The following is a 7,091-nucleotide window of genomic DNA, read 5'->3' on the forward strand; positions in this document are numbered from 1 at the left end:
GCTAAGGACTATGAAAAAACAAGTGCTCGACGCAGTGGATGAGGTCAGTAAAGGCGTAACCGAAGTCGGCAAGGGAATGGGTAAGGCGGTCACCAGCTCGGCCCATGCAGTCACCACCACCGTCGGCGCGATTGGGCGCACAGTGAAAAGCCTGGGCGCCACGGTGCTCGGCGTGGTCGAGGCGCCGATAGCCCCGTTCATCGAGCGCGCAAAGCCAGGCTCCGCGCCCGGCATTGAGCATTACCTGAATAAAGAAGACGCGCACGAAATCCCCGTCACGATCACCTGCCTGGATTACGGACCAGAGCTCTACCAAATGACGCAAATCGACGATTTGAAGGCCTTTCTGGCGAAGCCACGCCCGGAAGGCGCGCACGTGCGCTGGCTCAACGTCGACGGCCTCAACCCCGTAACCGTGAATGAATTGCGTGAGCATTTTAACTTCCACACGCTGGCGGCGGAAGACGTCATCCAGCCGCTGCAACGGCCCAAATGCGAATCCCACGACAATTATTTGTTTGTCGTAGCGCGCATGATCCAGATTTCCGAAGGCAAACTGCGCAATGAACAGATCAGCTTTTTCAGCTATGGCGACACGCTGGTGACCGTTCAGGAAATGCCCGGCGACGTCTTTGACCCCGTCCGTAAGCGCATCGAAGACAAGGGCGCGCGCTTCATGCAGTTTAAGTCAGACTACCTGCTCTATGCACTGCTCGACTCCGTGGTCGACCACCTATTCCCGCTGATTGAAGGCTATGGCTCCGCCCTCGAAGACATGGAGGAAGGCATCGCGTTCAACCCCAAACCCAGCGATCAACAACGCCTCTTCGCCTACAAGCGTGAGCTCTCCCAACTGCGTCGCACGCTCTGGCCGATGCGCGAAGTGATCGACGCCATTTACCGCGAAGAAAACGGCGCCATCAGCGAGCCGGTCAAGGCCTTTACCCGCGACGTTTACGACCACACCATGCAGGCAATCGACGTAGTCGAAACCTACCGCGAAACCGCGTCTGGCCTCAATGACCTCTACCAAAGCTCCGTCGGCAACAAGATGAACGAAATCATGAAGGTCCTCACCATCATGGCCTCGTTCTTTATTCCGACTACTTTTGTGGCCGGCGTTTACGGGATGAATTTTGAATACATCCCCGAGCTCGGCTGGCAATACTCCTACTTTGTCTTCTGGGGCATCTGTCTAAGCATGACCACCGGACTCGCCATCTACTTCTGGCGCAAAGGCTGGATCGGCGGCGACCGCTAACCAGCCAGCGTCCCGCTGGACCGTCGGATGCGTTGCATCCGGATTTGCGCATTGCGCAAATGGCCTTGCGACCTGAATGAGGTAGCGCGGAGCGTCCCCGCTCCGCAAGGATGAACATAAATGCCAGGAGGTTCGGATAATACTCTTTGCGGCAACCAGCTTTCATGAACTGATGCGATCAATGCCACTACTTGCGGAGCGAGGACGCTCCGCGCTACCTTTGTCAGCCATATGGCTTCATAAGAAGCTGGCTGGCATCCGACAAGGGGTAATTCGAGCACCCTTTCCTGCCAAAAATCTCCCCTTCCGCCCTCAGGTTGCGCTTGCGGAAGCGGCGGATTTGGTGTTCCCTTAGGTAATGCTAAACGACGTGGTCGAAGTCGAAATCAAGGGCGTCATGCCCACTTCCAATGGATGCGCGGTCTTCCTCGGCAGCGAGGAAAAGACGTTCGTGATCTATGTCGATCAAGGCATCGGCAACGCCATCTCCATGACCATCAACCACGTCAAAAAAGAGCGCCCACTGACGCACGATTTAATCGACAGCATATTCCAGGGTTTCAACGTGAGCGTGGACCGCGTCGTGATTAACGACGTCGACGAAGGAACTTTCTTCGCACGCCTGATCCTCTCCATGGAAAACGAGCTCGGCAAAAAGATCGTCGAAGTCGACGCCCGCCCGAGCGACTCCATCGTCCTCGCCCTCCAAGCCGAAAAACCGATCTACGCCGCCAAAAATGTCATCGATTCCGTAGAGGATATGACGGAGATCCTGGACCGCATCCTGAAGCAACAGAGTGAATAAGCTGAAAAGACAACGCTCGCAGACTGCAAAATTCAGCCTGCACCAATGGCTTTTAGACCATATCGATGTTGCATTTGGAATTGCTAGCTTTGTGTTGTTCTTGGCAGTCCTCACCTATGTGCTCATGGGTTACATACGGATGAGATAATGCGCGCTTTGCCTGATACGCTCATTCCCAATCAGCCGCCGACCGCCCTTGCGCCGATGCAGGACGTGACAACGCGGCCGTTTATGGCGATCGTGAATCAGTTTGGGCCGCCGGATTATTTCTTCACCGAATACTTCCGCGTGCACGAGCACTCGCGCCCGGAAACGCACATCCTCGACTCCATCATCAACAACCCGAGCGACCGGCCGGTGTTTGCACAGCTCATCGGCGAAGACATCGAGCACATGCAGCGCACCGTGCGCCTGTTGATCGAGCACCCCATCGCCGGGATCGACCTGAATATGGGCTGCCCGGCGCCCAAGGTTTACAAGAAAAACGTCGGCGGCGGGCTTATGCGCGATCCGCAAAAAGTCGACCAACTGCTCGGCGCGTTGCGCGAGGTTTGCCCCGGTCGCTTCACGGTCAAGATGCGCATCGGCTTTGCCGACATGGAGCACTACGAGACGATTATCGGACTCGTGAACAAGCACGATGTCGACCTGCTCAGCGTCCACGGGCGCACGGTCAAGGGCATGTATCGCAGCGAGGTGGACTACGATGCGATCAAGCTCGCAGTGGACTCCGCCAACTGCCCGGTGCTGGCCAACGGCGATGTGTCGTCCGTCGAGAAAGGGCACTGGGTGCTGAAGCACACCGGCGCGCACGGCTTGATGATCGGCCGCCACGCGATTCGCAACCCCTGGATTTTCCGTCAGCTCCGCGAAAGCTTTGCATCGCAAAGTATCTTCCAACCGACCTTGGGCGACGTCCGCGAATACGTGGACCTGCTCTGGGTCGAAACGCGCAAGACGCGCCACGACGAAGGCCGCCACGTGGCCTACATGAAGAAGTTCCTCAACTTTGTGGGGCAAAGCGTCGACCCCGAGGGCGCGTTCCTGCGGACGGTTCGCCGCGCACGCTCGCCGGAGGATTATTTCAAAATTTGCGACGAACACCTCGTCGAAGGCGGACGCGACAAGCTGCCCTTTTCCCCCGAGCCCTACCCTGGCCTGATCGCGCGCCCGAGCCGCGAAGGCCCCACCGGCCCATCCGCCAGCAGCGTGGGCGAGCCGGAAGAATGCAGCTTGGACAACGCCGTATAGGCTCGACTTCCCGCCATGGCCCGCAAGAAACGACGCATGATCTGGCAACTCATCAACGGGCTCGCCATCGGGTTAGTCGTCGGCTACCTCGGGCTCTGCCTGTTTGCGGTGTTTTTCTCCGACGGCATGATCTTCCCCGCGCCGGAGCCGAGCTACACCGACTCGAAGGAAATCATCAAACTGCCGCTGCGCAACGGTAAGGAAATCGCCGCCATCTACCTGGAAAACCCCGAGGCGGAATACACCATTCTTTACAGCCATGGCAATGGTGAGGACATCGGCGCAATCCGACCGTTTTTGGAAGAATTGCGCGCCCGCGGCTTCGCGGTGTTTGCCTATGATTATCCCGGCTACGGCCTCAGCGAAGGTCGCCCCACCGAACAAGGCGCACTGGAAGCTGCCGCCAACGCCTTTAGCTATCTCGTGATGCTACGCGATGTCGACCCGGACAAAATCATCCTCTTTGGCCGTTCGCTGGGCAGTGGCCCGTCGTGGGCGCTGGCGGCGAAAAAGCCAGTCGCGGGCATGATCATCGACGGCGGTTTCTCCAGCACCTTCCGCGTGATCACCCGAAAGAAGATCCTGCCCTGGGACAAGTTTGACAACCTAGCCCTAGTCGATCAGGTCCAGTGCCCCATCCTCCTGATGCACGGCAAGCTGGACAGCACGGTCCCTTTCAGCCACGCTGAGGAACTTTATAGCGCCTATCAGGGCGAAAAGTCGTCGCTGTTTATCGACGAGGCTGGCCACAACAATTTGGTTGAAGCCGCGGGCTCACGCTATTGGGATGCCATCCGACACTTTACTGAATCTCTGAAATAATCCCAATGAGCAAAACCGCACTGGTCATTCTGCATGAAGGCTTCGAAGAAATGGAAGCCATAGCCCCCATCGACATCCTGCGTCGGGGCGAGGTCTCCGTTACCGTGGCTTCACTGACGAAGGAGAAGCTCGTTCTGGGCCGCAATAAAGTCTCCGTCATGGCGGATGTGGACTTGGACCAGGCGCTGTTGCGCGACTACGATGTAATCGTCCTGCCAGGCGGCCCAGGCGTCTACGAAACGCTGCGCCACGACGCCCGTGTGCGCAAGGCCATCCTTCGCCAGGTGGAGTTTGGCCGACGCGTAGCCGCCATCTGCGCCGCCCCGCTCGCGTTGCTGGACGCCGGTATGCTCGAGGGCAAGGCCTACACCTGCCACTTTGCCTCAGTCGAAGAGCTCCCCGAGCGCGACGCAAACCAGAGCGTTGTCACCGACGGGCTCATTACGACCTCCCAGGGCGCCGGAACCGCAACCGCCTTTGCGCTGACCGTACTGGCCCAGCTAACCAGCGAGCAGGCCGCCCTGGATGTCGCTGCTTCCATTTGCCTGAGCGCCCAGCAATAGGCGTCCAATCCTCGAACTGTTGTGTGGGAAGAAGAATATCCGCTGCCGGGCTATAAGACCTCGACTGAGGGCAATGTAGTCGCACAAATCGTGGGCCTCAGCCTGCTCTCCACCTGGCTGGTGGCCGGCGACTTCGCTGGCGGCCCCGCCATCTGCGCCGCCGTTGGCGCCATCTCCTTGTTTTTCTACTTTGTCTACCGACGCGAGGGGACCATTTCCACCCGGGAAAACCGCCGGTATTTCAAACGCTGGCTGATCCCGCCCATCCTCATTATCGCCATTTGGATAACCGGGCAATTTTCACCCAGCGTCACTGAGTTGTTTATCGGAGATCGGGTCATGGTCCGCTTTGATAACCCGGCCTCCATTGGCCCGGTCAGCGGCATCGCGCATGAGAACTACATTTTCTTGCTTTACCCGGTCATGGTCATGCTGTCCATGGTCGGCCTGATCGCCTTCACTCAGAGCCAGCATGCGCTCGCGGAAATACTCCGCTACCTGACCCGGAGCGTGCTGGCGCTGGCCGCCGTTGGCTTGGTGGGCATCATTTTCCGCTGGAAGAAAATCCTCACCTTCATCAGCCCGGCGCAAAGCGATTTCTTTTCCGTCTTCCCTTCCGGAGACCAATGGGCGGCCTTTGCGCTGTTCTGGATGGTTGTCTCATTCGGCGTCTTCTTCCACTTAGGCAAACGATCCGGCTTTTTCTCGCAGCGCGGCTTTTGGCTGACGCTGGGCTGGATCACGCTCGCAGGCTCCATTTATTGGACCGGCGCTCCGGTGCACCGCTTCCTGTTGGGCGTCGGGCTCGGGCTCCTCATGTTGAGCACCGGCGTGGCCTACGTCATGCGGAAAAAAGCCGTGGGCATCCTCTTCGGCTCCGCATTGGCCCTGATTGGTTTTGGGCTGACGGGCGCCAGTATTTTCTACATCGCCAGCGAGTTCAAACTGGCGCAAAGCGACCCCACACTCGCGCCCTTTGGCATGCCCTGGGCAATCCAATCGGCGCTGTGGCGAGATGCATGGACGCTCTTTGAGCAACGGCCGTTTTTCGGCTGGGGCGCTGGCAGCTTTGCCGAAGTGTTCCCCTTCCAGAAGCAAGTGGACCTTGGCAACAGCTTTTACCTGACACCTCATTCCGACGCCCTGCAGGCGCTGGTGGAGTACGGCGCAGTTGGCGTGGCCCTGTGGCTGCTCTTCCCCGCTGCGCTGATGATTCGCTTTGCCCGGCTCAAGTCGCATCGCCGCCTGAGTCACTACCTCTGGGGCGCCTCGACGATTCTGGCCATCCTGGCCTGCGTCAGCCAGCCGCTGAGTACGCCGGCGAATTTCGTGTGCATCTGGCTGGGCCTCGCCCTGGCCTACAAGTGGTCCGACGCCGCCGAGCAAAATCAGCCGAAAACGCCGGTTGCCCGCGTCACGGTGTTCCCCCGCCCCGAACCCAAGGACGGCGAGGCGGGTGACGATTCACACCGACTCAAGCCCCGCAAGCGGCACTCCCGCCGCCACGGCTCGGGCAAAAGGCGCAGCCGCAAGCATTAGGTAGTGTGACGTCGACGAAGTTCGTTACGCAAAAAAACTCCGTTGCGTAGGTAGGAGTCCCGTCTTCAGGCGGCCATGCTGCCCCGCGCTAGAGCCTGTGAGCGAAAAGCCAACAACGCTGGCGCGGAAAAGCACTCGGTTTAGGGCTTGGGGCCAGATTGGAAGTTCGCGGCGTTGGCATTTCAATCACGGGCTTCCAGCCCGCTCAATCAAAGCCGCCTTGCGCTGCATCCAATCTCTACCCCACCTGATCGGCCAATCTAGATGAAAAGTGCTCTAGTGTGGTGTCAGCGAAGTTCGCTGCATAAATACTGAACCTTACCGAGGATCAGATCTGCGTCCGCTGTCCACTTAAATGGCTTTGGTTGCTCGTTGTATTTGGTGATAAATGTTTCGATAGCTTCTCTGAGCGATTTGAGGCTGTTGAATGAAGCCCTTCGTATCTGTTTGTCGGTAATGATTGCGAAGAAGCGTTCGACCTGGTTGAGCCATGAGCTGTAAGTGGGCGTGAAGTGAACGTGCCAATGCGGTCGTTTTGCCAACCATGCATTCACCTTTTCGGCCTTATGGGTGACGTAGTTATCCATGACCAGATGCACTTCGTAAGGGTCTTCTTTGGTGCGTTGAGGCAAGGATTTTTCCACCTCCCGCAGGAAAGCGAGGAACTCACTGCTGCGATGTCTTGGGTAGCATTTGCCCAAGACTTCGCCAGTTTTCACATTCAGTGCGGCAAACAGATTGAGGGTGCCATGGCGCCAATAGTCCCAGCTTCTTCGTTCGCTTTGTCCGGGGCGCATCGGTAGGATCGGCTGGTTACGCTCCAGCGCCTGAACCTGGCTTTTTTCATCGA

At 58.2% G+C, this 7,091-nt stretch carries 7 protein-coding genes; 6 read left to right on the top strand and 1 reads right to left on the bottom strand.

The genetic code is table 11. The features are described 5' to 3' along the window. Positions 1 to 10: 10 nt before the first annotated feature. The 6 genes from corA (at position 11) to RBB63_RS09895 (ending at position 6,241) form a co-directional block, all read left to right on the top strand. Complete coding sequence (gene corA / locus RBB63_RS09870) at positions 11 to 1,261, top strand: magnesium/cobalt transporter CorA (protein ID WP_309383665.1); 1,251 nt, start codon at positions 11 to 13, stop codon at positions 1,259 to 1,261. 358 nt (positions 1,262 to 1,619) lie between these two features. Continuing rightward, complete coding sequence (locus tag RBB63_RS09875; protein ID WP_309383667.1) at positions 1,620 to 2,066, top strand: bifunctional nuclease family protein; 447 nt, start codon at positions 1,620 to 1,622, stop codon at positions 2,064 to 2,066. A gap of 147 nt (positions 2,067 to 2,213) precedes the next feature. Then, the gene (locus RBB63_RS09880) at positions 2,214 to 3,317 is read left to right on the top strand and encodes a tRNA dihydrouridine synthase (RefSeq protein WP_309383669.1); all 1,104 of its coding nucleotides are present in this window, start codon (positions 2,214 to 2,216) and stop codon (positions 3,315 to 3,317) included. Positions 3,318 to 3,332: 15 nt separating this feature from the next. After that, entirely contained in the window at positions 3,333 to 4,139 is an 807-nt protein-coding gene (locus RBB63_RS09885) for an alpha/beta hydrolase (RefSeq protein WP_309383671.1), read from the top strand. 5 nt (positions 4,140 to 4,144) lie between these two features. After that, positions 4,145 to 4,702: a DJ-1 family glyoxalase III gene (locus RBB63_RS09890; RefSeq protein ID WP_309383672.1), complete on the top strand. Its 558-nt coding sequence runs from the start codon at positions 4,145 to 4,147 to the stop codon at positions 4,700 to 4,702. A 21-nt stretch (positions 4,703 to 4,723) separates the two neighbouring features. After that, a complete protein-coding gene (locus RBB63_RS09895; RefSeq protein WP_309383674.1) occupies positions 4,724 to 6,241 on the top strand; it encodes an O-antigen ligase family protein in 1,518 nt (505 codons plus the stop codon). A gap of 287 nt (positions 6,242 to 6,528) precedes the next feature. Here RBB63_RS09895 and RBB63_RS09900 read toward each other — a convergent pair. Then, the coding region (locus RBB63_RS09900) for an IS630 family transposase (RefSeq protein ID WP_309383676.1) at positions 6,529 to 7,091 on the bottom strand (563 nt) is incomplete at its 5' end.

The sequence above is a fragment of the Cerasicoccus frondis genome, from assembly GCA_031296915.1.
GTDB lineage: Bacteria > Verrucomicrobiota > Verrucomicrobiia > Opitutales > Cerasicoccaceae > Cerasicoccus > Cerasicoccus frondis.

Excerpts from the sequence above, each read along its gene's own strand:
- corA (WP_309383665.1), top strand. The coding sequence starts at position 11 with ATGAAAAAACAAGTGCTCGACGCAGTGGATGAGGTCAGTAAAGGCGTA.
- RBB63_RS09875 (WP_309383667.1), top strand. The coding sequence starts at position 1,620 with ATGCTAAACGACGTGGTCGAAGTCGAAATCAAGGGCGTCATGCCCACT.
- RBB63_RS09880 (WP_309383669.1), top strand. The coding sequence starts at position 2,214 with ATGCGCGCTTTGCCTGATACGCTCATTCCCAATCAGCCGCCGACCGCC.
- RBB63_RS09885 (WP_309383671.1), top strand. The coding sequence starts at position 3,333 with ATGGCCCGCAAGAAACGACGCATGATCTGGCAACTCATCAACGGGCTC.
- RBB63_RS09890 (WP_309383672.1), top strand. The coding sequence starts at position 4,145 with ATGAGCAAAACCGCACTGGTCATTCTGCATGAAGGCTTCGAAGAAATG.